Genomic DNA, 25,154 nt, shown 5'->3' with positions numbered 1-25,154 from the left:
TAAAAAAAGCATCCCAATAAGGATGCTCTCAAATTTCATTTTGGTTATTAATCGTCGACAAAACGCCCTTAAAGTCAATCCAAGGGGCAATGACGTCATGCCAGCATTGTCACAGGATTTTCCAGATAGGATCTAAGCGTCTGTAAAAATTGTGCGCCTGTCGCTCCATCCACCGTTCTATGGTCACAGGCCAAGGTCACTTTCATGGTGCTACCCGCTACTATTTCACCATTCTTTACAATGGGCTTGTCCACAATGGCACCAACAGATAAAATTGCCGAGTTGGGCTGGTTAATGATGGAGGTGAACTCCAATATCCCAAACATTCCCAAATTGGAAACCGTGAAAGTACTTCCCTCCATTTCGTCGGGTTTGATTTTCTTATTTCGGGCCCTTCCCGCCAAATCTTTTACAGCTGCCCCGATTTGAGTCAAGCTTAATTGGTCGGCAAACTTAAGTACGGGTACCACAAGGCCTTCATCCACGGCAACGGCAACACCCATATGCACATGATGTTTATAGATGGTAGTATCGTTATTCCAGGTCGTATTAACCTGAGGATGTTTTTTGAGTGCCATGGCGCAGGCTTTCAACACCATATCATTGAAAGATACCTTAGTGTCAGGCAAATCATTGATTTGCGCTCTTGAAGCCTTGGCATTGTCCATATCCACCTCTATGGTGAGGTAATAATGCGGTGCAGAGAACTTGGATTCACCCAAGCGTTTGGCAATTACCTTGCGCATGGTTGAATTCTTCACTTCCTCCATACTTTCTTCTCCAACCGGCAGACTAACCGGTGCTATCGGTACAGCAGGTGCATCGGTGGTCCTAGTTTCTTCAGGGGCTACTTGCTGCGAGGGTTGATAATTCTCCACATCTCGCTTAACAATTCGTCCATGGTCGCCCGTACCTTTTATATCAGAAAGATTGATTCCTTTTTCTTCCGCAATCTTTTTGGCTAAAGGTGATGCAAAAATCCGTTCTCCTTCTTGTGAAGTGGATGTTACACTTTCTTGTGACTTTTCTTCAGCCTTGGATTCTTCCGAAGTAATAGATGTAGATGGTTCTGGAGCACTTTCGGATGCGGCTCCACTGGACTGCGCATTGAGCACGGCCTTCACATCGGTGCCTTCGGGACCAATAACCGCCAACAGCGAATCGACCGGAGCCCCTTCTCCTTCTTGAATTCCAATGTGTAGTAGTGTTCCCGAGTAAAACGATTCGAACTCCATCGTAGCCTTGTCCGTTTCAATTTCGGCCAAAATATCGCCTTCTTCCACCGTATCCCCCACTTTCTTCAACCAGCTGGCCACTGTTCCTTCCTCCATGGTATCGCTCAACCGAGGCATGGTAATTATTTCGACTCCTTCCGGAATTTCAAAGGGAGCTTTCGTTTCCATCCCTGACTCTTTGGTCTTTTCAGGAACCGTTTCGCTTTTTTCATCTCCTTTTGGGGTTTCCCCGCCTCCGTTCAGCAAGGCCGAAACATCTTCTCCGTCTTCACCAATAATTGCCAGAAGTGAATCAACCGGTGCACCATCTCCTTCTTCTATTCCGATATGAAGCAGGGTGCCTTCGTGGAAGGATTCGAACTCCATGGTGGCCTTGTCTGTTTCGATTTCAGCCAAAATATCACCTTCTTCCACTTTATCTCCTACTTTTTTGAGCCATTTTGCCACGGTTCCTTCTTCCATGGTATCGCTCAATCTCGGCATGTTGATTACTTCTGCCATCTAGCTATAGTTTATGTTGTAAAAATGGATAGTCTTCTTGTTCGTAAACGGTGTCATACAATTGCTCTTTTGGTGGAAAATCTGATTCCTCAGCGAATTTTTCACATTCTGACACCATTGATTTCACCTTTTTGTCTATTTCCTTCAACTCGTCTTCCGATGCATATCCTTTTTCAAGAATCACATCCTTTACCTGGGTGATGGGGTCTATTTTTTTGTATTCCTCCACTTCTTCTTTGGTCCTGTAATGCTGTGCATCGGACATGGAATGTCCCCGATATCGATAGGTCTTCATTTCCAAAAAAGTTGGACCTCCTCCTGTTCGTGCACGTTCAATAGCTTTGTCCATTTCTTTGGCAACAATTGCAGGGTCCATCCCATCCACGGGTCCGCATGGCATTTCATAACCCAAGCCCAGTTTCCATATTTCTGTGGAATGTGAAGTACGGGCCACGGATGTTCCCATGGCGTATCCGTTGTTTTCACAGATAAAAACTACCGGAAGTTGCCACAACATGGCCAAATTGAAGGCTTCGTGCAGCGAACCTTGTCTAACGGCTCCATCTCCCATGTAACAAAGTGTCACGGCATCCCGTTTGAAATACTTGTCTGCAAAAGCCAATCCTGCACCCAAGGGAATCTGGCCCCCTACGATACCATGTCCTCCGTAAAAGCGATGTTCTTTGGAAAAGATGTGCATGGATCCTCCCATACCTTTGGAGGTTCCTGTTACCTTTCCGAAAAGCTCTGCCATTACTTTTTTGGGGTCCACACCCATGCCTATCGGTTGTACATGGTTTCGATATGCGGTTATCATCCGGTCCTTGGTCAGGTCCATGGCATGCAGCGCTCCCGCCAAAACGGCTTCTTGGCCATTGTACAAGTGTAGAAATCCACGAACCTTTTGTTGTATGTAGACGGCGGCAAGCTTGTCCTCGAACTTTCTCCAGAACAACATATCCTCGTACCACTTTAAATAAACTTCCTTGGTGATTTTTTTCATCAGTGGTTGTTATATTATGTGATTATCCCCCAATTGGAGAAAAGCAAAAATACATATATATCTGTTTTGGAAAAAGAATTGATTTAAGAATCCCCTAAAAATGAACTACTGAAAGCCAAGGGTAAAATATCGGCAACGGAAGAACAGGCATAAACAGGTCCTTTTTCGGCTTTCATCAAGAGGGCAATTGGTTTTTTTTGACGCTGTTCATATTCGATAATGGACTGTCTACAATTACCGCACGGGGCTGCCGGCACATCCAACAGATGTTCTTTTGCAGCCGCACTGATGGCGATAGATACAATGGTAACCCCCGGAAACTGAGCTCCCGCTTGAAAGACCGCTACCCGTTCCGCACACAATCCGGAGGGATAAGAGGCATTTTCTTGGTTGTTTCCAATGATGATTTCCCCATTCTCCAAAAGTACCGCCGCCCCCACGTAGAAGTTCGAATAGGGGGCGTAAGCGTTATTACGGGCAGCCTCCGCCGCCTCCAATACCTTTTTTTCCTCTTTTGAAAGTTCGTCCGACGTATCAAAAATCGAAAGCTCAAAACCCAGTTGTTGTTTTTTCATTGTTTTGAAGGCTGTTCTCCAAAAATAAAAAAACCTGCCATTCGACAGGTTTTTTTATGATAAATCGTTCTTAGTCGTTTAATCGTTAAAGTATTCTTCACCAAAATTAAAGGTAAGTGAAAAACGAAGCGTGTTCTCCAAAGGATTCCTTACCTGCGAAGTTGAGAACAAATAAGAAAGGTCTATTTGGGCAGATTTGAACTGAAACCCGGCACCTAGGGTGAAGAATTTTCGAGCTCCTTTGTCCTCGCTCTCATTAAAATATCCTCCACGCAACATAAAGGCTTCCCTATATCTATATTCAGCTCCCAAAGCCCAAGTGACTTCCTTAAGCTCCTCACTGAAACCATCTGGAGCGTCGCCAAAGGACTCGAAGACGCCGTTAAAAAAGTTGATGTTTTGATATTCGTCATTATCTTCCGCTGTTATGAGTCCGTCGCCAGTAAAATCCCTAGGCGTGGGCACCAACAGCTTGTTTATCTCGGTATGGATTCCAAGTACATTGTCCTGGTCAAATATAAAATCGAAACCGCCGCCAAGTTTTAAATTGGTGGGCAAGAAATTTTGTTGGCCACCTTCATCATACTGCAGCGAACCTCCTAAATTGGAAATGTTAAAACCCGCTCTCCATCGTCCATCAAAGTTGTTATAGGCAACTTCCCTGGACCTAAAAAAACCAGCTATATCCACCGCAAATGCATTGGCAGCTTGGGAATCTTGCAATCCATCTTGAAACCTTAAATTGGAACTGATGAATCTTCCCCCCACAGCCATAGAAAAAGTTTGACTCAATTTTAGTGAATAAGAACCATCTATTGCAAATTCATTAGGTTTTACCAAGGTAGGTTCCTCATCAATGGTTTGTCGAAGCTCAATTTCACCCAAACCAAAGTAACGTAATCCAAAGGCAAAAGCGCTTCGGTCGTTTATTTTGTTATAAAAAGCCGCGTTTAAGAGAGATACATCATTAACAATACTTTCCAAATAGGGCGTGTAACTGACTCCTATTCCTGTCTTTTGGGTAGCAAAAGCATATTTTGCTGGATTCCATTGTTGGGAAAATACATCAAACGAGGTGGCCACACCCATATCTCCCATACCGGATGACCGAGCATCTGCTGCTATGGTCAAAAAAGGGACCGCCGTTGTAATTACTCTTTCTTGTTGTGCGCTAAGGCGAGGCAAAATACCCAATAGCGCCACCAATATCAGCAACTTTTTCATTCTATTTTTTTAGCGTTTAGTACATATTGAGGTCCATATACAGTACTGGACATATTACAAGTAAACGACTTTTTGTCCGAATTCTTGTAATAGAGGACATATTTTTTGTACACCAATGATATGGGGCAGCATCGGACCATCTCATTTTAACCACTAACTGAAGTTGCATCATAGATATATCAACTCTATCATACTATTTTCAAATGATTCACGTTACAACAATGTGATGCATCCCTTTATGGTATTGCCAAAATATTTTTTGAACACAAAATATTATAGCCAAAATGCCGTTTTAATGCCAACAAAGGATTAAAAAATCAAAACAAATTGAAGTTTCTTAGGGTCAAAAACCCTTATTAAAGTACTCAAGCCCAAATTATGAAAAAGCACTTTATAAAAGTTGTACTTTCCTGCGCCATTGTTATGGGAAGTTTTACGGCATGTAAAAATTCCTCTTCATCCTCCAAGAATGTTTCTAGAGCCACAGGATGGAAAATAAATGCCAAGGAAGGTGGATTTCAGTACAATTCGGATTTTAAGGAGCAAGAGACTCCTCCAGGAACCGTCTTTATTGAAGGTGGAACCTTTACCAAAGGTAAAGTTCAAGACGATATAATGCATGATTGGAACAACACTCCTACACAACAACACGTGCAGTCGTTCTATATGGACGAGACCGAGGTGACCAATGTGATGTACCTTGAGTACTTAGATTATCTTAAGGCGGTTTACCCTCCAGAAAATCCAAACTATGCCAATATTTACAAAGGCGCTTTGCCCGATACTTTGGTATGGAGAAACCGATTGGGCTTTAATGAAACAATGACCAATAACTACCTTAGGCATCCTGCCTACGCGGAATATCCCGTGGTCGGTGTTAACTGGGTACAAGCCACACAATATGCAGAATGGAGAACTGACAGGGTTAACGAAGCCATGTTGGAAAGGGAAGGTTATTTGGCCCAAGATTCAAAATATCAAGTGCTTAATGGTGAAATTGACGGTACTTTTAGTACAGAGGCGTATTTAAACAATCCAGAATCTGTTTATGGTGGAGAAATCGACTCCCTACAAGGAAAACAAAAAAGAGATTCCATAAACGTATTTGCCAAAAGAAGTAGCGGTATCATCATGCCGGAATATAGGCTTCCCACGGAAACTGAATGGGAGTATGCCGCCCAAGCGCTGGTTGGCTCAAGAGAATACAACAATTATAGAGGACGAAAAAAATATCCTTGGGAAGGTGACTATACCCGAAACGGACAACGCGTAGGTCGAGGCGACCAATTGGCCAACTTTAAACAAGGAAAAGGAGATTATGGTGGAATTGCTGGATGGTCCGACGATGGAGCCGATATTACCGCACAAGTAAAATCTTACAAGCCCAATGATTTTGGTCTTTACGATATGGCAGGTAACGTTAGCGAATGGGTTGCCGACGTATATCGCCCCATTGTTGATGATGAGATAAGTGACTTCAACTACTATCGAGGCAATGTGTTCTTGAAAAAGGCTATCGGTGAAGATGGCAAGGTTGAAATCCTTACGGATAAAATTGTATATGATACGCTACCCAATGGAAAAATTGTAGCAATCAATCTTCCCGGTGAAATCAAAGAAGTACCTGTAACCGATGAGGAAACCTATTTGAGGACCAACTTTGACCAAAGTGATAACCGAGGCTATCGAGACGGTGATCCCGGTTCATCAAGATTCTTTGCTAGATTCAACGACGAGGAAGACAATAGAAAAATGTACGATTCCCCCAAACATAAAGTGGATCGGGATTCAACAGGAAAAATACTTCGCCAATATGATACTTCCAACTACCGTACATCATTGATCAACGATGAGGTCAGGGTATACAAGGGAGGATCATGGAGAGACAGAGCATTTTGGCTGGATCCATCGCAGCGTAGGTATCTACCACAATATATGGCTACGGACGATATCGGTTTCCGATGCGCCATGTCCAGGGTAGGTTCCAAGTCCAAAACCAAGAACAAAACGATCAGACATAAAAAAGCACGATAACTTTTAGGTAAAGTTGTTTATCTGCCCTGATTTTTAATCAGGGCTTTTTTTTATCTTCGATTAATGACTTTGGATAAACTTCACGCTCTGTTTTTGGAGCACCCGGACATTTGCACCGATAGCCGTAGGGTAACCCATAATTGCCTTTTTTTTGCGCTAAAAGGTCCTAATTTCAATGGAAATGAATACGCCAAAGAAGCCCTTGACAAAGGGGCGGCTTATGCCATAGTTGATGAGGCGGCGTATAAAATTTCGGATAGATGTATTCTTTTTGAAGATGCATTGGAAACGTTGCAAAAGCTTGCTGTTTTCCACAGAAATTATAGCAAGGCAAAAATAATTGCACTGACCGGAAGCAATGGAAAGACCACGACAAAGGAATTGATCAATGCCGTCCTTTCCAAAAAGTACAGGACCGTTTCAACCCAAGGCAACCTGAACAACCACATAGGAGTTCCTTTGACCCTGCTGTCCATTAAAGCGGATACCGAAATCGCCATTGTGGAAATGGGAGCTAACCATCAAGGCGAAATTGCTTTTTTAAGTAACATCGTCCAACCCGACTTTGGCTACATAACCAATTTTGGAAAGGCACATTTAGAGGGTTTTGGAGGAGTTGAAGGGGTCATAAAAGGCAAAAGCGAATTATACAATTACCTTTTATCCAATGACAAACATGTCTTTTTAAATGCTGACGACCCTATACAAATCGAAAAACTGGATTCTTATGTAAAAAAAATAGGGTTCAGCACCGAAAACCCCCAATATTATATCATTTCTTTAATTGAAACCAATCCTCATGTTGTCCTTGAAATGGAGGGCGTGCAATGCCGCACAAAACTTGTTGGTCAATACAACTTTTCCAACTGCTGTGCCGCCGTCATGATGGGAAAATATTTCAATGTTCCCTTGGAGGACATCAAGGCTGCCATTGAATCCTACATTCCAGAGAACAATCGTTCACAAGTGATTGAGCGCAATGGACTCGTCATCATCTTAGATGCCTATAATGCCAATCCCACGAGCATGAAAGCTGCTTTGGAACATTTTAAAATCATCAAAAGCGATGATAAATTTCTTATCCTGGGCGATATGTTTGAGCTCGGAGAAGATGCTGACAAAGAACACCAAGAAATAGCAGACTTCTGCGAAGCATCTGGATTTCCAAACGTTTTTTTAATAGGTGAGAACTTCAACAAAGTCCGAACTTCTTTCAAAAAATTCAACACATTTGATTCTCTAAAAAATTACCTATCGTCCAACCCTATCAAACATGCTAGCCTTTTGATAAAAGGTTCCCGTGGAATGGCGCTTGAAAGGGTTTTAGATGTACTTTAACACAAGTAGAAATCGTCCTTCAATTCATAGAAAAGTAAAGTCTCCCGAAGTGATTTAACGTAAATCCTTATCGGAAAAAACCGCAACTCACTGATATTGTTGTAACTAGATATATGTTAGTTTATAGCAAAGCCAGATGAGAAAACTTCTAACCACATTTTTCTCCAATAAAAAAGTTCCTTCAGATGAGTTGAACAATCTTATGACATGTAAATATGTCAAGTCTGGATTAACCCCGGAAGAAGCTTTTGAGATCAAACAAAAAATTGTTTTGGCCCTCGAAGAAGATAGACTTTTTAAGGACGGCTCCATTGGTCTCAATGAACTTTCCCAACATATTGAAAAGGACCGCTATAAAGTATCACAGGTGCTTAACGAGTATCTGCAAAAGAATTTCTATGCTTTACTAAATCATTACAGAATAAAGGAGGCTCAGAATTTATTGCTTACCCAACCGATGCTGAGTGTTAAAGCAGTAATGTATGAAGTTGGATTCAACAGCAAAACCAGCTTTTATTGTGCCTTTAAAAAGGAGACCGGTCTATCTCCCAACGATTACCGAAACTTAGTTAGGTATGCTTCCTGACACAGTACACAAGATTCAAGAATTTCGACTAATCTTTACCTATAATACAGTGCTGGTACTCTTCTAGTATAGTCTCTTACATTCAAAAAATACCACCCAAAAAATCATCAAACCCCTTTGGTCTCCGATAAAAAAATGTTAAAAACAGTTCTTTCCGTTGGGCACGGAAATTTAAAAAGTTCTTCCCGTTTTAGAAGTACCCCATTTTATTCAGGTTGCGGTTGCTTTGTTATTGCAATTGTAAAGGTAAGGCGGTGAGAGGCCTTACTACCTTATAAATAGAGACTTTCCATTAAGTTTTGTTTTCGTACTAGGGAGTATTATTTGAATTAGCTATCAAACACCTTCTCCCGCCTGCCTTTCTCAGTTGCGCTAACTCATTAATTACTAACAAAACTTTTAACTCTATGAAAGTAAAAAAACTGTTTGGGACACTGGTCTTTGTGTTGTTGTGTATAACAGCGGCACGGTCTCAAGAAAAAACAATTACGGGAACCATCGTTGATCAAACAGGGATTCCACTCCCAGGGGTCAACATTTTGGTTGAAGGCACTACCACTGGAACCCAATCCGATTTTGATGGTAACTACGCCATAACTGCCAGTGTTGGACAAACGTTGGTTTATACCTATATAGGCCAAAGACCGGAAAGCCGTGTAGTAGGAACCCAAGATGTAATAAACATTCAAATGGATGAGGATACTCAGGCATTGGAAGAAGTGGTGGTAACCGCTCTTGGTATACGCAGAGAGAAACAAGCCCTGGGCTATGCAGTGGCCGAAGTGAATTCTGAACAAATTGAACAACGCGCAGAAGGTGATATTGGTCGGGTACTTCTTGGAAAGGCCTCCGGTGTCAACATCACACAGCAAAGTGGTTTGTCAGGTTCGGGTACCAACATCATTATCCGAGGATTCAACTCATTCAGTCAAAGTAACCAGCCGCTTTTCATTGTAGATGGTGTTCCGTTCAATGCGGATACCAATCCTTCTGGTAGGCAGGGTTCCAGGCAGGACTTTATAAACAGCAACAACGGTTCAAGTAGGTTTTTGGATTTAGATCCAAATAGCATTGAAAGCGTAAACGTGCTTAAAGGTCTCGCCGCAGCAACGCTCTATGGATCTTTGGGACGCAACGGGGTTATTTTAATTACGACCAAAGCAGGTAAAGGCGGTCAAGGAGTCAAAAAAACCGAAATTTCTGTAACCTCATCCTTTTTCTTTAACGAAATAGCATCCACCCCAAATTATCAGGATCAATTTGGAAATGGTTTTGACCAATCCTTCGGATGGTTTTTCAGTAACTGGGGGCCTAGCTTTGATAGAGACGGGATTTCCGGTTGGGGAAACAGCACAGCTTTTGATGATCAAGGTACCCTTCCGCACCCCTACTCCATTTCCGCAGCAGGGCAGCAAGCATTTCCAGAATTTGCCAATGCGCGATACGAATGGAGACCTTATGACAGTTTTGAGAACTTTTTCAAAACAGGTACGGTATCCAATCTATCTGTCAATGTAAGTGGGGCATCCGATGATGGAAAAGTATCTTACAATGCTAACTACGGATACTTAAAAGACATAGGTTTTACACCAGGAAACAGCCTTGGTAGAAATAATATAGGCATTGGAGGTCGAGCGCAATTGTCAAATAAATTCACGGTTACGGGGGCGTTGAATTTTGCCCGAACCAAATTTATTTCACCTCCCGTGGCATTGAGCCAAGGTAACGGTGCAACTGGTTCAGGATCTTCTGTATTTGGCGATTTGTTCTTTACCCCTCGCAGCATAGATGTTGTAGGATTGCCTTTCCAGAGCCCCATTGACGGTAGTAGTATTTACTACAGAAATGGTAATGATATTCAACACCCGTTATGGACGGCCAATAATGCTGGAACAAGACAGGAGACCAATAGGGTTTTTGGAAACCTAGGCCTTCAATACGACCTAAATGAAAATTTGAATGTCATTTACAGGGCAGGTATTGATGTATACAGTGAGAATAATGTAAACTTCCAAAACAAAGGAGGAATCAATGGAAATGTTCCGCAACCAAGACTTGCAAGTGGTATTTACGAGACCTGGAACAATACAAACACCATTTGGGACCATAATTTGGCACTAAACGGTGATTATGACATTACTGAGAAGATTGGCACCACATTCAACTTAGGGGTCAATGGAAGAAGGGAGATATTTGATCAAAGTGGTGTTGCCAGCGACGCGCAACAGGTATTTGGTGTATTGCGGCATTTCAACTTCTTGAACCAAAATGAGATTCAACAGTCTTCGGAGCGGAATCTTGTTGGGTTTTATGGGCAAGTTGAATTCGACTATGACAACTATGTTTTTGTGACCTTGGCCGGTAGAAACGATTGGGCTTCTAACCTATCAAAAGCAAACAGATCGCTGTTCTATCCCAGTGCCAGTGTCTCCTTCGTACCCACCACCGCCTTTGATGGGCTGAAAAGTGAAAACATACTGAACTATTTGAAAATTCGGGCAGGTTATGGAACATCTGCAGGTTTTCCTGACTTAAATTCGGACAACTTCCCTGTGGCCAACCGTCTTGTATTGGACACTCAGGATTTCCAAGATCCAACAGGAACAAATATTGTATCTAATACAAGTCCCTTGACATTGGGAAATCCAGACCTTAAACCAGAACGGGTCGATGAGATTGAAATAGGAATCGAATCCAGATGGTGGGACGGAAGAATTACTTTGGACGCATCCGTATTTCAGCGTAACACAACAGACCTTATAGTATCACAACCTTTAGACCCTTCATCAGGATTTTTCAGGACCAACACCAATGTAGGTGAGATCCAAGGAGAAGGTGTTGAGATAGATTTGGGTCTTAATCTACTAAGACCTAAAAATGAAGGTGGATTTAATTGGCAGACCAACATCAATTTTACTGCCAATGAAACTGAGGTGATAGACCTTGGAGCAAATACGGACCTTATTGTATACTCTGGTTTTGGCAACTTGGGCAACGCGGCCATCGAAGGCCAGCCCCTGGGGGTAATTTATGGATCCAGAATCCTTAGAAACGATGATGGAGAATTTGTAGTAAATGCCATTGGTGACTTTGTTCAGGATCCGCAAGATGGTGTAATCGGAGATCCAAATCCAGATTGGGTTGGTAACATGATCAACTCCTTTTCTTATAAAAACTTCAATTTTGGTTTCCAGTTGAGTTACACCAGTGGTGGCGACATATGGTCCAGCACAATCTCCACACTGCTTGGTAGAGGTCTTATTGTGGAAACTCTTGACAGGGAAAACACGTTCGTTCTTCCAGGGGTACAACAAAGTGATGGGCGTGTAAACGATGTCCAAATAAATAATTCGGATTATTTCTTCAACAATATTTTGGGCAATATCTCCGAATTGCAAATTTGGGATGCGTCGGTGATTCGCTTACAGGAGATTAGCCTTGGCTATTCTTTACCCAAGAAGTTTTTGGACAAAACCCCCTTTGGAAGCTTGTCATTCACCCTTTCTGGACAAAACCTTTGGTATGACGCCATCAACACTCCAGATGGCGCCAACTTTGATCCAAACACCTCAGGAACTGGTGTAGGAAACGGATTTGGGTTTGAATTTCTCAATGGACCAAGTTCAAGAAGGTATGGGATGAGTGTAAAAGCAACATTTTAACAAAAAAAGATTCTAAGATGAAAAGAATAACAAAATATATGACATGGAGTCTTTTTGCAGGACTCTTATTGATGACTTCATGCGAAGTTTCTGAGTTGGATATTACAGAAGATCCAAACTTTTTGACGCCAGAACTATCTTCTCCTGACTTCTTCATTACATCCATACAAGAAGATTTTGCAAGACATTTGGATGGTGATGTAGCTGGGGATCCCAATGACAATTTTGTGACTGGAGGATTCCAATTCGGAGATGGCCTATCCCCTTTGGGAATGGAATTGACCCGGGTAATGCAAATGCGAAGCAGGGATTATGAAAGCACCTATCAAGATAGTGATGTGGACGATGAATGGGACAATGCCTATAGAGGAATCCTGTTCGATATACGTTTGATGACACCCTTGGCGGAAGAGGCCGGGCTTACGCGTCATCTGGGCATAACGCAATTCATAGAGGCTTACGTGATAAGTTCCTTGGTCGATTTCTTTGGAGACATTCCATATTCTGAGGCCGTACAAGCACCAGAAATTGTGAATGCTGTTCTTGATAGTGGTGAGTCAGTTTATGATGCAGCTCAAGCTCTGCTGGATCAAGCTGTAATCAATTTTACAAACTCGACTTCTTCAAATCCCGCAACCGACCTCATTTACAATAATGACTACACAAAATGGGTAAAAGCAGCGAACACTTTGAAAATGAAGCTATATCTACAAACTCGATTGGTTGATCCAGGAGCTATCGATGCCTTCAATGCGATAGTTGCATCGGGCAACTATATCACTGATACTGCAGATGATTTGGATTTCAACTGGCCGGGCACAAGTGCTGCGCAACCAGATAACAGGCATCCAAGATATGGGCTAAATTATGTATCGAATGGTCCCGGTGACTACGCATCCAATTGGTTGATGAATGACATGCAAGTAAACAATGATCCAAGATTAAGGTATTACTTCTATCGTCAGACAAGCCAAGTGCCTGGAGAAGAAATCCCACCAGACGAGCAGACCATAAGGTGTTCCCTTCAAACACCCCCTACCCATTATGTTTCGGGAGGTTTTACTTTCTGTAGCCTTCCGAACGGATATTGGGGGCGAGATCATGGTGACGACGAAGGTACCCCTCCCGACGGTCCACTAAGAACAACTTGGGGAGTATATCCAGCGGGAGGAAGTTTTGATGATGGCAGCTTCCGTGCTGTTGCACAGCCAACAGATCCAGCATCCCTTGGAGGTGGAGGGGTTGGTGTAACGCCTATACTCAATGCCTTTATGGTTGATTTTTGGAGAGCAGAAATCGCTTTGGCACAAGGCAACCCAGCAGCAGCTCAAGGCTTTATGGAAGCTGGTATGATCAAACAAATTGCTAAAGTTCAGAATTTTGCTTCTTTGGATACCAGTGCCGATTTGTCTTTTGAACCATCCACAACAGATGTTACCGACTTCATCAATGCGGAAGTGGCAGCATTTGGGGCAGCATCAGGTGATGACCAGTGGAATGTATTGGCTGAAAACTATTTTGTTGCCCATTATGGGAATGGGATAGAGACCTATAATTTCTACAGAAGAACAGGTTTTCCAAATAGTCTGCAACCCAACAGGGAACCAAATCCCGGAAATTTTCCCAGATCGATGTTCTACCCCAATCAAGCGGTCACATCTAATTCGAACATAACCCAGAAATCAACACTAGGTGTACAGGTCTTTTGGGATAACAACGCAGCAGGACCATCATTCCCGTTCTCGAACTGATTATATCTAAAACGCAAAACATAATACAATGAAAAAAATAAAAATATACTTAATTCTAGCAATGGGGCTAGCGTTTACTATTTCATGTACTGAAGCGGATGAAATTGTAGATCAAGTTCAAGAAACGGTATCCCGTGGCCTTGTATTGAGGACTGTCGCCAGTTTAGGTGATGATTTTAGTATTTCTGATACGGAATCTGTTTGGGGAAGAACCTTGGAGGTACAGGATATAGAAGGTGGAGCACTTTTGTCTGAAATCGACATATATGTTTCTTTCTCTGACACGACAATTGAAGAAGGAGATCCTGATCTTAGCACTGATGAAGGCCTTATTGGGACTGTTTCTGCTTCAAGCTTCTCTCCCGGACCTTTTGGATTTCCAAGGGGCGATATATCGTTTACCTATGCGGAGGCCATTGCAGCATCGGGGGTTGACTTTGATGATATTGATGGGGGAGACGTATTTAACTTCAGACTAGAAGCTACATTGACTGATGGCAGAGTATTCACCAACAACGCCGCCGGCACTGTTGCCAATGGTTCTTTCTTCAGTTCTCCTTTTGCATATACATCCCCAGTGGTTTGTCCACCTACCAAACCAACCGCTGGAACTTGGTCCGTAGAAATGCAAGATTCTTTTGGTGATGGCTGGAACAATGCAAGCCTGGACATCACTGTTGATGGTGAAACCACTTCATACACATTTGAAACAGGTGGTTCCGCAAGTTTTACCTTTGACGTGTCAACAGACGCCGAGGTACTTGGGATTATGTTCACTTCGGGAGATTTTGATGAAGAAGTGACTGCACAGATAACCTCAGCCAATGGCAACGTTGTGCTTGATCTTCAACCAAGTCCTGCTGCAGGGGTTGAACTATTGGATTACTGTTTGGATAATCTGTAATTACATTTCAAATACAGTGTTTTTTTTGAAAAAGGAGCCTCCTAAATAGGGGGTTCCTTTATTTTATAAACTTACACTATGAAGGTTCACTACTTTTTCTTTGCTTTGCAGTATGATTGCCACTATTTGCAGAAAAGCCCATTTTAATGCTGCCCATAGGTTGCACAACCCAAATTGGAGCACGGAAAAAAACATTGCGGTCTTTGGAAAATGCCATAGTCCAAATTATCATGGGCACAATTTTGATCTAGAGGTTCGGATTAGAGGTGAGGTTGACCCTGATACGGGTTTTGTGATGGATTTGGCTATTTTGGGCAAACTTATCAAAGAGGAAGTTGAAGATAAATTCGACCATAAAAACTTGAACGAGGACTGCCCTGAATTCAAAAATCTGTTCCCAACCACAGAATATTTTGTAAAGGTTATTTATGATATTTTAAAGCCTAGGCTGAAGGAAGGCCATCTATTGCACATAACCTTGCACGAAACCCAAAAGAATTCTGCAGAATATGGAGATTGGTAACAAATTTCCGATATTGCACCTCCTTTTCAAGGGATATTAGCTCAGTTGGTTTAGAGCGCTGTCTTGACAGGGCAGAGGTCACTGGTTCGAATCCAGTATATCCCACCAAAACTTTCGTGAATCTAAGAGACGTTTTTTGTTACTTTGTGGTTGAAGGGGAGTGAAAATGCTGTGAAAGTTCTTAGAACCATCATAAATTACGGTTCTGTTCGTATTCCCCGAAAGCTTTTCTTACCTTTGCACTGATGAAAATCAAACTTCACGAAACAAAGAACTTTAGAATCCTGAGCTTTGGCTATCTGGTTTTAGAAATCAACCAGATAAATTTATTCCGCCAGTCCTTTAGATCGTAAGCTCCATAAAATAGTTGTTTCGACTTGGCATCATGAAGCAGTTAGGCTTTCATGGCCGTTGATTTTTTATACAATCCATAGAAAATCCAACAGTCGCTTGTTGAATATCGCTCTGGAAATCAAAGCCAATGAGGTTAAAACAGTATTGAATAAGATTGAAGGTCGGTCATTCAAAAAAAATAGAACTAAAACAATAAATAAAATATATGCTAAGAATTGAAATTAAATCGGGTGAAAATATTGAGCGTGCCCTAAAACGCTACAAAAGAAAATACAGGAGCACCAAACGTTTGGAGCAAATCCGTGAAAACAAAGAGTTCACCAAAAAATCTGTAAAACGCAGAAGAATTATTAAAAAAGCCCAGTACAAAGAACAATTTTTAAACAACGAAAACGAATAGTCCATTTACATTATGAAACTTTCAGAAGTAAAAAGAGAGACCAAGTACGAAAAGCGATACAGCGTAAAAATGGGAGAACTCACTACACAAGTTACCTATATCAAAAAATATGTTCTGGGACTACCTATTCGAACACTTCATAAATATCGGGAGACCTACTATGGAGAAGTAAAGGATTGCCAAGAGTGTAATCTCTACGCATAAATCATCAATCCTTGAGTTAGCGTTGTTCGAGGGATGAAACTACACTAAATTACCTGAAATCCGTATGCATAAGGGTCATTGTCATCAATGGTAATCGTATTTTTTCCATAAACATGGGCCCAACCCTTGATACTCGGAATTATTGCGGTTTTTCCATCTATTGAATCCACCTTCTCTATGCGCCCAACAAACGTTGACCCTATAAAACTTTCATGGATATAATCTACCTGTGGGCCTAACATGCCTTTTGCATGCAACTGCGCCATACGAGCGGAGGTTCCTGTTCCGCAGGGTGAACGATCAATAGCCTTATCACCATAAAAAACAGCATTTCTGCCTGAGGATTTGCCATCAAGAGGTGTACCTGTCCACAAAACATGGCTCACATCCCTTATGGTGTCATTTTCTGGATGGACAAAGCAATCAGGATATTTTTGATTGATATGCTTTCGCAGCACTTGGCTATATTGAATGATTTTAGAAGCTGAAAAGGCCTGAATTCCTTCAAAATTCTCTTGGGGATCAATAATGGCGTAAAAATTTCCACCATAAGCGACATCAAAAGTGAGCATACCCAGTTCTGGACATTCCACTGTTAAGGAATCCGTCGCCAGATAACTCTTTACATTGTTGAATTTTACCCATCGTACTTTGCCTAATTCCATTCTATATTCGATTTCCACAAGTCCAGCGGGGGCTTCCATGCGCAAAAGTCTCTCTTTTTTTGGTTTTAAAAGGCCCTCTTCCAAAGCTATGGTCACGCTTCCTATGGTGCCGTGGCCGCACATGGGCAAACAACCACTGGTTTCTATAAACAATATGGCAAAATCATTCTTTGGGTCATGGGGTGGGTATAAAATGCTGCCACTCATCATATCATGTCCCCGTGGTTCAAACATCAACCCTCTGCGAATCCAATCAAACTCCGTCATGAAGTGCAATCGTTTTTTATTCATGGATTTCCCTACAAGGTCAGGCCCTCCTTTAACCACCAATCGAACTGGATTTCCGCAAGTGTGAGCATCTACACATTCAAACGTGTGCTTCATAGTAGTAATTGATTATTTGCACAGCTTTTTTTTGTTAAGTACTTCCATTTTGATTTGTCACTTTCCTCTAATGGTATGAGCAGTCCTCATATCTTTTGAGAAGTGAATTCTCCATTATACCGCCTTAAAAGACACAAAGGATTGTCATTTTTAAGAGATTCTGGGAGCATGCTATCAGGCCAATTTTGAAAAGCAACTGGTCTTACCCATCGTTTTACTGCATCATCACCAACGGAGGTAAACCGACTATCGGTTGTTGCCGGATACGGTCCGCCGTGTTGCATGGCGCCACAGACTTCAACTCCGGTGGGAACTCCATTGAAAATGAGCCTACCTACTTTGGATTGTAAGCTTGTAATAACACTGCCATAAGCATCCAATTCGTCTGGATTGCCTAGAATCGTTCCCGTTAACTGTCCATCCAAATGTGTGATGACCGCATTGAGTTCTTCTACATCATCACAAATGACCACCATTGAAAATGGGCCAAACACTTCCTGTTGCAGTGCAGCATTCTTTATAAAATCACCTCCAGAAACTTCAACCAGATTTGGGGCGGCGAAATGGGCTTTATCGCTATCCTTTTTATCTACTGCAATACGAGTTCCCATTTGTTCCATGGCACTACTTCCCTTTTCATAGGCCTCAAATATTTTGGGATGAAGCATGCAGCTCGGTTTTTGTTCGGAAAGTGCTTTGCCCAATTGATTACAGAAGGTTTTAAAGGCTATACTTTGAACACCTAAAATCAATCCAGGGTTGGTACAGAATTGTCCGGCTCCCAAATTTACGCTTTCCGCCAATGTTAAAGCCCAGTGAGCTCCATTTTCCTCAATTATCCCAGGCAATACCACTACAGGATTAACACTCCCCATCTCGGCAAATACCGGTATGGGCCGTTCTCTTTGCTGCGCGATATGGCTTAGCGCCTTTCCACCATTAAAACTGCCGGTAAATCCTACCCCATAAACTTCGGGGTGTTTTACCAAAGCTTCTCCCACCGAATTATCCCCATCTAAAAGATGAGAGAAAACACCTTCAGGCATATTGGTTTTCTGAGCGGCCATTCGTATGGCTTGGGCCACTAAAGTGCTGGTCCCGCTGTGCATGGGGTGCGCTTTTACAATTACGGGGCACCCCGCTGCCAAAGCACTGACCGTGTCCCCTCCTGCCGTGGAAAACGCCAATGGAAAATTACTGGCTCCAAAAACAACCACAGGTCCGATGGGCACATTGGTTTTTCTAATATCTGCCTTATCGTTGATGTCAATGGTCGGGTCAGTCCATTGAGCAACCTTTGCAATTTTTGCAAATCGCCTTATTTGAGCCAAAGTACGTGTCAACTCACCTTCAGCTCGCCCCAAGGGCAATGCCGATTCGGCCACATACACCTCAAGAATTTCAGCCTTGTACTTTTCCATTTCCAAGGCAATCGTTTCCAAAAAGGCAGCTCTTCGTAATCCTAATAACGAGGAAAAAATCGGAAATGCCTCAGCAGCTTTTTTTACCGCGCTTTCAATTTCATGGGCAGTAGCCTGGCAGAAGGTCCAAGGATTTTCTTCATTCAATAAAGAATTGAAGGTCCTAAATTTTATAGCTCCTTCTGCCGAACTTTCATAACCAATCGTATTCTCTCCCAATACCCGTATTTTATCTGTAGTCATGGTGCTTTTTGTTTTTTTATTACGATGAGGTTATTTCAAATTTTTGTAATCGGGAAGTACCGGCCTGTTCTTCAATCCGTTTTCAATTATCTCGATCACTTCCTTACGGCGCTCTCCGCTAAGCGGAAGTCTTGGTTCACGAACATTTTCCGAACCAATACCGGTGTACACTTCTGCCAGTTTGATATTTTGGACCAACTGCGGGTCAATGTCCAACTCCAACAAAGGTAAAAACCATCGATAGATTTTTAAGGCCTCATTAATTTTTCCTGCTTTTTGCAGTTCATAGATGGCCACGGTCTCAGCAGGAAAAGCGCAGACCAGGCCGGCTACCCATCCTTCAGCCCCCATTAAAAGACTTTCCAAGGCCAAGGTATCCACACCAGACAGTATTTTCAATCGGTTCCCAAATCGGTTTTTAATCCTGGTGATATTGGAAATATCCCGAGTGCTTTCTTTAACAGCCTGAATATTTTCAAACTCCAATAGGGCTTCAAACATGTCCAAGGTAACTTCAATTTTATAATCCACCGGGTTATTGTATACCATAATGGGCAAAGGGGTGTTCTGGGCTATGTTTTTAAAGTAAGCTACCACTTCCCTATCCGAAGCTTTGTACCGCATAGGCGGTAACACCATCAGCGCGTCCGCTCCATTAGCCTCAGCAACTTCGGCCGCTTGAATGGCGCCTTTTGTGGATTGCTCCGCAATATTCATCAGCACGGGAACATTACTTCCAACCACTTCCTTGGTTTTTTTCAACAAAATGTTCTTTTCTTCATGCGTTAAAGTACTGGCCTCCCCTAAGGTTCCCCCAAGTACAATGCCATGAACACCTGCCTCCACTTGGGCCTTGATATTCAACTCAAACAATTCTAGGTCCAATGTATCTTCTGATGTGAATTTAGTGGTGACCGCGGGCATTACACCCTCCCATTTGAACTTCATTTTGAATGCTTTTTTTGTGTTAAATCAAAAGTAAGGAGTCCATTTGGAGTTAAATGAGCAGGAATTAGCAGCAAATATGCATATTTTAGCAGTTTAAAAAGAAATATTTACTATTTAAGGTAATTATAGCACATTGAGGATTACTCCGTTCAAAATACCAAAAACTGGCAACAACGCGGTGATTGTTCAGGAGGACATTGAGGAACAGTTTTATGATAAGTTTCATCAACATGAAGAGCTGCAAATAAGTTTGGTCTTGAAAGGTAGTGGGACACTTCTTGTTGGGGATTCCATAAAACGCTATGGCCCGGGGGATGTCGTGGTCTTTGGCAGTTACCTGCCGCACGTGTTCAAAAGTGATATTAATGGACAGGACAAGTCTCATATGGTTTCCATTTTCTTTACTAAGGAGAATTTCGGTGAGCAACTGTTTCAAATCAATGAACTGAAAAGCCTTGAAACTCTGCTCTCCATGGCTACTTCTGGCTTCAAAATCAAGCGTCCCAATCCCCTTATGACTAAATACTTTCTGAACCTAAGAGACTGTGTTGGCCTTGACCGCTTGATTCAATTTTTTGGTTTATTGGCACTTTTGGACCATGAGGAAAAAATCTTGTTGTCTTCTACAGCTTATAAGACCCGGTTAAAGGATAACGAAGGACAGCGCATTGCCAAAGTTTTCGATTACATGGTATCGCATTTTCAAGATAAGATATCGCTAGGGGAAATTGCCGATGTGGCCTCGATGACCCCGACCGCATTTTGCCGCTTTTTTAAACTGCACACCCGAAAGACCTTTTCTCAGTTTTTATTGGAATTGCGTATTGAACACGCCTGCAAATTGTTGGAAACACAAGGCCACAAAGTAATGGTTTCCGATATTGCCTTCCGGAGTGGGTTTAGTTCCATTTCCAACTTCAATCGTTATTTTAAAAAAACAAAGGGCATGTCGCCGCTCAACTATGCTGCATCCAAACTACAAAATCATTGATAGGCAGATAGCTGTTGGAATTCATCCGAGAAATACTGTTAGGTTAGAAATCCTTTTTGCTGGCCTTAAATTTCAAACTTAAGATGGGAAGGATGGTCCACAAAAAAAGAATTACTATTGAAATTGACAAGCCATAATCCGTTCCAAAAAACTTTTTGAAAACAGCGCCAGTGTAGCCTAACAAAGCAGAAATGTCCAGTTTCAATAGAATAAGGGTACGCGAAAGGTCTATCGGATTGAGCATGGAAGCAACCAGTGAAAAGGTGTCCAACGGATATTCTTCCAAAAGAATCAACGACATCAGGAAAAAACCATCATAAATCACCGCCAGAAAAAGCCATAATAGGACCGCATAACCAAAACCCTTTATTTTGTTTTCGTTGGATAATGCAATATTAAATGCCAGTGCAGTGAAGATAAAGGTCAAAAATGCACCGGTAACCAATAACAAAGAAAAATCCCAAATGGCATTGCTGCGAAAAAGTCCATACATCATAAAGGGTATGCCCAGTCCCAACACCAAACTTAAAGTCAACGAACTGGCAACTCCTAAAAACTGCCCTAAAAAGATTGAGGTCCGTTTAATAGGTTGTGCCAACAACAACTCGGTAAATTCTCGGGAATTATAGAAGTACATAACCCCAAAAATGGTCCCGATCAAGGGCACCAACACAATAATCACATTCATGAGTGTGATTACTGCTTTGGATATTTCATTGTTCAAAAAAAGTAGCACAAACCCCAGTAGCAGGTAGAAAATGAAGTACACATAGCTCCATCTGCTTCTCATAAGGTCGTAAAAACTATATTTCAATATCTTAATCATGGGTTTGCGATGCTATTGCTGCTATGGCATGTTCAAAATTGTCCTGATTCGTCTTCTTTTTTAAATCTGCGATACTTCCCTTGAAATAGATTTTCCCTTCCAACAAATAAATAACCTCATCAGCCATTTCCTCCACAAATTGTAATATGTGCGAGGTAATCAATATCGTTTTTCCCTGCTCTTTTTCCTTCCGCAATAATTCTTTCAATTGAATCAAGGCATTGGGATCTAGTCCGGTGGTAGGTTCGTCCAAAACTAGGAGTTGACTGTCGAACATAAATGCCAATACGATGTTTACTTTTTGTTTTGTACCTCCCGAAAGGGTTGCCAGTTTTTTGTGCAAATGGGGTTCCAAACTAAATCGTTCAATCAAATTTTTGCCATCGCCAGGTTTTTGTCGCAAATCCATTATCATCGCCATCAACTCCTTTACCTTTAGATTACCCGGGAAATTTGCAATCTGGGGCAGGTAATTGATATCTTTTCGATATTTCCATTTGTTTTTTATCAAATTTTCCTGAACCAGGATGTCGCCCTTATCTGGAATCACCATCCCCAGAATACTTTTTATGAGCGTGGTCTTTCCTGAACCGTTTGGACCAAGAACCGCAAAAATACCACCTCCATTTATGGAAAGGTCCAATCCACTCAACACTTGGTTTTTGCCAAACTTCTTGTAAACGTTTTTAACTTGTATCATTGTACTTTTTTCATTAAGGGAGCACCATCCATCAAGTTGTCGGGTGTGAAAACAGGAGATACTTTTTCAGAAAAATCGATAATGTCCATGAACAAACTCCGAAGCAAAATAATAGTCTCCGGGGTTCTGTTCACAATGTAGGAAAAGAGTTTTACAGGTCGATATGGCACGTCACCAACGCCGTTTTTGTCCAGATCATACCCTGTATAATCACTCCAGTAGTTTCCAGTGAACACATTATCGTTCAACTTGCTATTATAGGAAACATCGAAGGAATTGTATAAAAAATTATTGCCCACAAATGAATTACCATAACAAGCTCCCCTTACTTTAAGGGCCCATCCATTATTGGTGAAACTGTTCTTTTCGTATTTGATTCTATTAGATCCCTCTATGCTTATCCCGATGGTGTTTTCCTCAAAGATATTACCCGAAATCTCAGCATCATTTATCTCTTTCAACAACAGACCAAAAGAGGCAGTGCCCCAGTTCTTTCTAAAAACATTATCACTCATCCTTATGTTTTTTGAAAACATTACCGCTACCCCTGCGCCGTTGTTTTCAAAGGTGTTCCCCTCGTAGGCATCATTGTTCGAAAACATAAAGTGCAGCCCGTAGCGAACATTATCGATGCTTACATTATTCTTGATTATGACCTCATCAGAAAATTCCAGATAGATTCCATCCCGAACCCGTTGCACATGATTGCGTTCTACCTTTATATTCTTGCAATACCATAGCTGAATTCCATTGCCAGAATTGAATTCCTCCACCGCATCACCAATAATTTTGTTATGATAGACTATGCCATCAGTGGCCTTTTCAAGATAGATACCAAAAAATAGCTTTTCCAGCACCACGTTTTGAATCTTGAAGTTTTTGCTTTTTATAACCCGGATGGCAGCATAATCTTTGGTATAACTAGTCCCTACATTGATTATGAACAACCCGTCGACAGTAACGTTATCAGAAATAATGGTAATGATTTCTCCCTGGTCCTCCCCATCAACCACAGGGTATCCTTTTCCCAAAATTGTCAATGGTTTGTCCACAACAATATTGAATTCTTTGTAGGTTCCTTTCTTTATTAAAAGAGTATCATACCCTGAAGCTTGAGAAATCCCTTCCTTAATGGAGCGCACGGGGCATGATTCGCATATTTCAATTGTATTACCATACACAGAACCTCCGCAAAACAGAAAAAGAAAAAAAAGCAAACTATATGAAAATTGCATGGTTTGGGTTTGGTTGAAGATACAGTTTAGAATCCAAAACCTTTAACAATCTTGTAAAATACATATTACCTGATAATCAAAAATTTCGTGTTCTCATTGGCCCGTACCCAATGCTTTATCTCCTTGGGAAAATCAAAATGCTGGAACTGGGTAAGATTGTAGACGGTATGGTTTATATGAAAGTCAATATCTCCCTCCAAAACCACCAACTGAGCTTCTTTAGGTGAAACATGCTCTGGAAAAACTGCATCTTTTTCCAAGCTAATGGCAATCACTTCGAGCGTCTCGGTCTTAGCCAGCTTATGTGTGTTTAGGCCACTATATTTTTCGTTTTTTATGTGATTGTCAACTGTATACATTGCCGTGTTCTGATTATCTATTGAATCTTTTCAGTAACTCATTCCATGTGTAGATTTCTCCTCCGTTTTCATTCTTTTGAACCAATGCTTCTTTTTCAGACTTAAATGCCGTTAAAAACTCACCCATTGGACTAGGGATATTTTCACTGATCAAAAACATGGCCCCAGTAGCATCAATCAATTCTTTTGGTTCGGAATAATGATTGCAGAGGTACATGGAAATTTCTGTGGAATCAATTTCCTTTTGATAGTTTACCATACATTCCACCGCATCAAACTTGAAGACCTTCCCTTTATCGGTAACCATTTCAGCTGCATGAATTGCATCCACAATCGTCATTCTACAAAAATGGCAATTATCCGAACCGTATTCAATGGGTTGAGGCTTAGCACTGCAACCACCAAGCAATACAATGACAATTATATAAAAACTATCACGAACATTCATCGTTACGCCTTTAAGGTTTGTTTCCTTCCCAGATAATAAGCCACAAGGCCCAAGGCAATACCCAATCCCAAAAAATAAGCTCCTAATCGAGGATAAGAGTGTGCCGTAAAGTTTAAGATATTCTTGGTGCCAAAGAATGGAGGTTGGAACCCCATAACGGAGCCGTCGGGATTTGTAAACTTCATGATGGCCCTGGGGTCCAAGTCATGACCATATTCATGTTCCCACAAATAGAAATCAATCAATCCAGCGGTACTAACCAAAACCATCATAATAAACCAGTACAAGAACCATTTGTGGTTGGCCTTGAACGCGATGATCAAACCAATTATAGTGGTAATAACAATTCCGATCGGAAAAATTTTGAATTCCGGGATTGCATCGGGAATATATTTCATACCCACATAGTGGTTCATCAGATTGATGTTTTTGATATCATGGGGATTGGCATCGGCAAAGTCGTTTATATGAATATACATACCTAAAGGAGTGGGGTATTGCGGGGCTTCCAAGGTGATTTTCCAAAGCGGAAATACAAAAAGCAACAAGGGCAACAATGCTGCCAAAGCCATAATTATTCTTGATTTCTTCATAGTGTATTGTTTCTTGTTTTGACAAAAGGTGGGCCGGCCCTAAAGCC

Annotated in this window: 23 protein-coding genes and 1 tRNA gene; 11 read left to right on the top strand and 13 right to left on the bottom strand. The window is 41.7% G+C overall.

Annotated features, from left to right (window positions below; all coding sequences use genetic code 11):
- Positions 1–95: 95 nt before the first annotated feature.
- The 4 genes from GTQ34_RS13205 to porV form a co-directional block, all read right to left on the bottom strand.
- Positions 96–1,736 (bottom strand): pyruvate dehydrogenase complex dihydrolipoamide acetyltransferase, encoded by a 1,641-nt coding sequence (locus GTQ34_RS13205; protein WP_166524288.1) that lies wholly within the window; start codon positions 1,734–1,736, stop codon positions 96–98.
- 4 nt (positions 1,737–1,740) lie between these two features.
- A complete protein-coding gene (pdhA, locus tag GTQ34_RS13200; protein ID WP_166524287.1) occupies positions 1,741–2,739 on the bottom strand; it encodes a pyruvate dehydrogenase (acetyl-transferring) E1 component subunit alpha in 999 nt (332 codons plus the stop codon).
- A gap of 83 nt (positions 2,740–2,822) precedes the next feature.
- Positions 2,823–3,314, bottom strand: coding sequence for a cytidine deaminase (cdd, locus tag GTQ34_RS13195; RefSeq protein ID WP_166524286.1), 492 nt, complete (start codon positions 3,312–3,314; stop codon positions 2,823–2,825).
- 78 nt (positions 3,315–3,392) lie between these two features.
- Positions 3,393–4,538 (bottom strand): type IX secretion system outer membrane channel protein PorV, encoded by a 1,146-nt coding sequence (gene porV / locus GTQ34_RS13190; RefSeq protein ID WP_166524285.1) that lies wholly within the window; start codon positions 4,536–4,538, stop codon positions 3,393–3,395.
- A gap of 378 nt (positions 4,539–4,916) precedes the next feature.
- On the opposite strand from porV, the gene gldJ reads away from it, so the two are divergent.
- From gldJ to GTQ34_RS13140, 10 genes are all read left to right on the top strand, one after another.
- Positions 4,917–6,572, top strand: coding sequence for a gliding motility lipoprotein GldJ (gene gldJ / locus GTQ34_RS13185; protein ID WP_166524284.1), 1,656 nt, complete (start codon positions 4,917–4,919; stop codon positions 6,570–6,572).
- Between the two features lie 63 nt (positions 6,573–6,635).
- Positions 6,636–7,910 (top strand): UDP-N-acetylmuramoyl-tripeptide--D-alanyl-D-alanine ligase, encoded by a 1,275-nt coding sequence (locus GTQ34_RS13180; RefSeq protein ID WP_166524283.1) that lies wholly within the window; start codon positions 6,636–6,638, stop codon positions 7,908–7,910.
- A gap of 136 nt (positions 7,911–8,046) precedes the next feature.
- On the top strand, positions 8,047–8,496 hold the full coding sequence (locus GTQ34_RS13175; protein WP_166524282.1) for a helix-turn-helix domain-containing protein: 450 nt from the start codon (positions 8,047–8,049) through the stop codon (positions 8,494–8,496).
- Positions 8,497–8,903: 407 nt separating this feature from the next.
- A complete protein-coding gene (locus GTQ34_RS13170) occupies positions 8,904–12,158 on the top strand; it encodes a SusC/RagA family TonB-linked outer membrane protein (RefSeq protein ID WP_166524281.1) in 3,255 nt (1,084 codons plus the stop codon).
- 17 nt (positions 12,159–12,175) lie between these two features.
- Positions 12,176–13,909 (top strand): SusD/RagB family nutrient-binding outer membrane lipoprotein, encoded by a 1,734-nt coding sequence (locus GTQ34_RS13165; RefSeq protein ID WP_166524280.1) that lies wholly within the window; start codon positions 12,176–12,178, stop codon positions 13,907–13,909.
- 28 nt (positions 13,910–13,937) lie between these two features.
- Positions 13,938–14,813, top strand: a complete 876-nt coding sequence (locus GTQ34_RS13160; RefSeq protein WP_166524279.1) for a hypothetical protein — start codon at positions 13,938–13,940, stop codon at positions 14,811–14,813.
- A 112-nt stretch (positions 14,814–14,925) separates the two neighbouring features.
- Positions 14,926–15,336, top strand: coding sequence for a 6-pyruvoyl trahydropterin synthase family protein (locus tag GTQ34_RS13155; protein WP_166524278.1), 411 nt, complete (start codon positions 14,926–14,928; stop codon positions 15,334–15,336).
- 30 nt (positions 15,337–15,366) lie between these two features.
- Positions 15,367–15,444, top strand: a tRNA-Val gene (locus tag GTQ34_RS13150).
- A 451-nt stretch (positions 15,445–15,895) separates the two neighbouring features.
- Positions 15,896–16,090, top strand: a complete 195-nt coding sequence (rpsU, locus tag GTQ34_RS13145) for a 30S ribosomal protein S21 (protein ID WP_166524277.1) — start codon at positions 15,896–15,898, stop codon at positions 16,088–16,090.
- Between the two features lie 12 nt (positions 16,091–16,102).
- Positions 16,103–16,294 carry a hypothetical protein gene (locus tag GTQ34_RS13140; protein ID WP_166524276.1) on the top strand — a complete coding sequence of 64 codons (192 nt, stop codon included), beginning with the start codon at positions 16,103–16,105 and terminating at the stop codon, positions 16,292–16,294.
- A 44-nt stretch (positions 16,295–16,338) separates the two neighbouring features.
- On the opposite strand, the gene GTQ34_RS13135 is transcribed toward GTQ34_RS13140, so the two are convergent.
- The 3 genes from GTQ34_RS13135 to GTQ34_RS13125 form a co-directional block, all read right to left on the bottom strand.
- Entirely contained in the window at positions 16,339–17,343 is a 1,005-nt protein-coding gene (locus GTQ34_RS13135) for a 4-hydroxyproline epimerase (protein ID WP_166524275.1), read from the bottom strand.
- 86 nt (positions 17,344–17,429) lie between these two features.
- Positions 17,430–19,007: an aldehyde dehydrogenase (NADP(+)) gene (locus GTQ34_RS13130; RefSeq protein ID WP_166524274.1), complete on the bottom strand. Its 1,578-nt coding sequence runs from the start codon at positions 19,005–19,007 to the stop codon at positions 17,430–17,432.
- A gap of 30 nt (positions 19,008–19,037) precedes the next feature.
- Positions 19,038–19,955 carry a dihydrodipicolinate synthase family protein gene (locus GTQ34_RS13125; protein ID WP_166524273.1) on the bottom strand — a complete coding sequence of 306 codons (918 nt, stop codon included), beginning with the start codon at positions 19,953–19,955 and terminating at the stop codon, positions 19,038–19,040.
- Positions 19,956–20,088: 133 nt separating this feature from the next.
- On the opposite strand from GTQ34_RS13125, the gene GTQ34_RS13120 reads away from it, so the two are divergent.
- Positions 20,089–20,946 (top strand): AraC family transcriptional regulator, encoded by an 858-nt coding sequence (locus GTQ34_RS13120; protein WP_166524272.1) that lies wholly within the window; start codon positions 20,089–20,091, stop codon positions 20,944–20,946.
- 43 nt (positions 20,947–20,989) lie between these two features.
- Here the strand turns inward: GTQ34_RS13120 and GTQ34_RS13115 are convergent, their stop codons facing one another.
- The 6 genes from GTQ34_RS13115 to GTQ34_RS13090 form a co-directional block, all read right to left on the bottom strand.
- Positions 20,990–21,772: an ABC transporter permease gene (locus tag GTQ34_RS13115; protein ID WP_166524271.1), complete on the bottom strand. Its 783-nt coding sequence runs from the start codon at positions 21,770–21,772 to the stop codon at positions 20,990–20,992.
- Positions 21,765–22,472 (bottom strand): ABC transporter ATP-binding protein, encoded by a 708-nt coding sequence (locus tag GTQ34_RS13110; RefSeq protein WP_166524270.1) that lies wholly within the window; start codon positions 22,470–22,472, stop codon positions 21,765–21,767. Before GTQ34_RS13110 ends, GTQ34_RS13115 begins: the two co-directional genes overlap by 8 nt.
- The gene (locus tag GTQ34_RS13105; protein ID WP_166524269.1) at positions 22,469–23,707 is read right to left on the bottom strand and encodes a nitrous oxide reductase family maturation protein NosD; all 1,239 of its coding nucleotides are present in this window, start codon (positions 23,705–23,707) and stop codon (positions 22,469–22,471) included. Before GTQ34_RS13105 ends, GTQ34_RS13110 begins: the two co-directional genes overlap by 4 nt.
- A 65-nt stretch (positions 23,708–23,772) precedes the next feature.
- Complete coding sequence (locus GTQ34_RS13100; RefSeq protein ID WP_166524268.1) at positions 23,773–24,066, bottom strand: cupin domain-containing protein; 294 nt, start codon at positions 24,064–24,066, stop codon at positions 23,773–23,775.
- Between the two features lie 13 nt (positions 24,067–24,079).
- Positions 24,080–24,514, bottom strand: a complete 435-nt coding sequence (locus GTQ34_RS13095) for a nitrous oxide reductase accessory protein NosL (protein ID WP_166524267.1) — start codon at positions 24,512–24,514, stop codon at positions 24,080–24,082.
- 2 nt (positions 24,515–24,516) lie between these two features.
- Positions 24,517–25,107, bottom strand: coding sequence for a hypothetical protein (locus GTQ34_RS13090; protein ID WP_166524266.1), 591 nt, complete (start codon positions 25,105–25,107; stop codon positions 24,517–24,519).
- Positions 25,108–25,154: the final 47 nt, after the last annotated feature.

It is taken from the genome of Flagellimonas ochracea (assembly GCF_009903685.1).
Taxonomy (GTDB): Bacteria; Bacteroidota; Bacteroidia; order Flavobacteriales; family Flavobacteriaceae; genus Flagellimonas; species Flagellimonas ochracea.
This window is presented reverse-complemented; position numbering and strand designations above follow the sequence as displayed.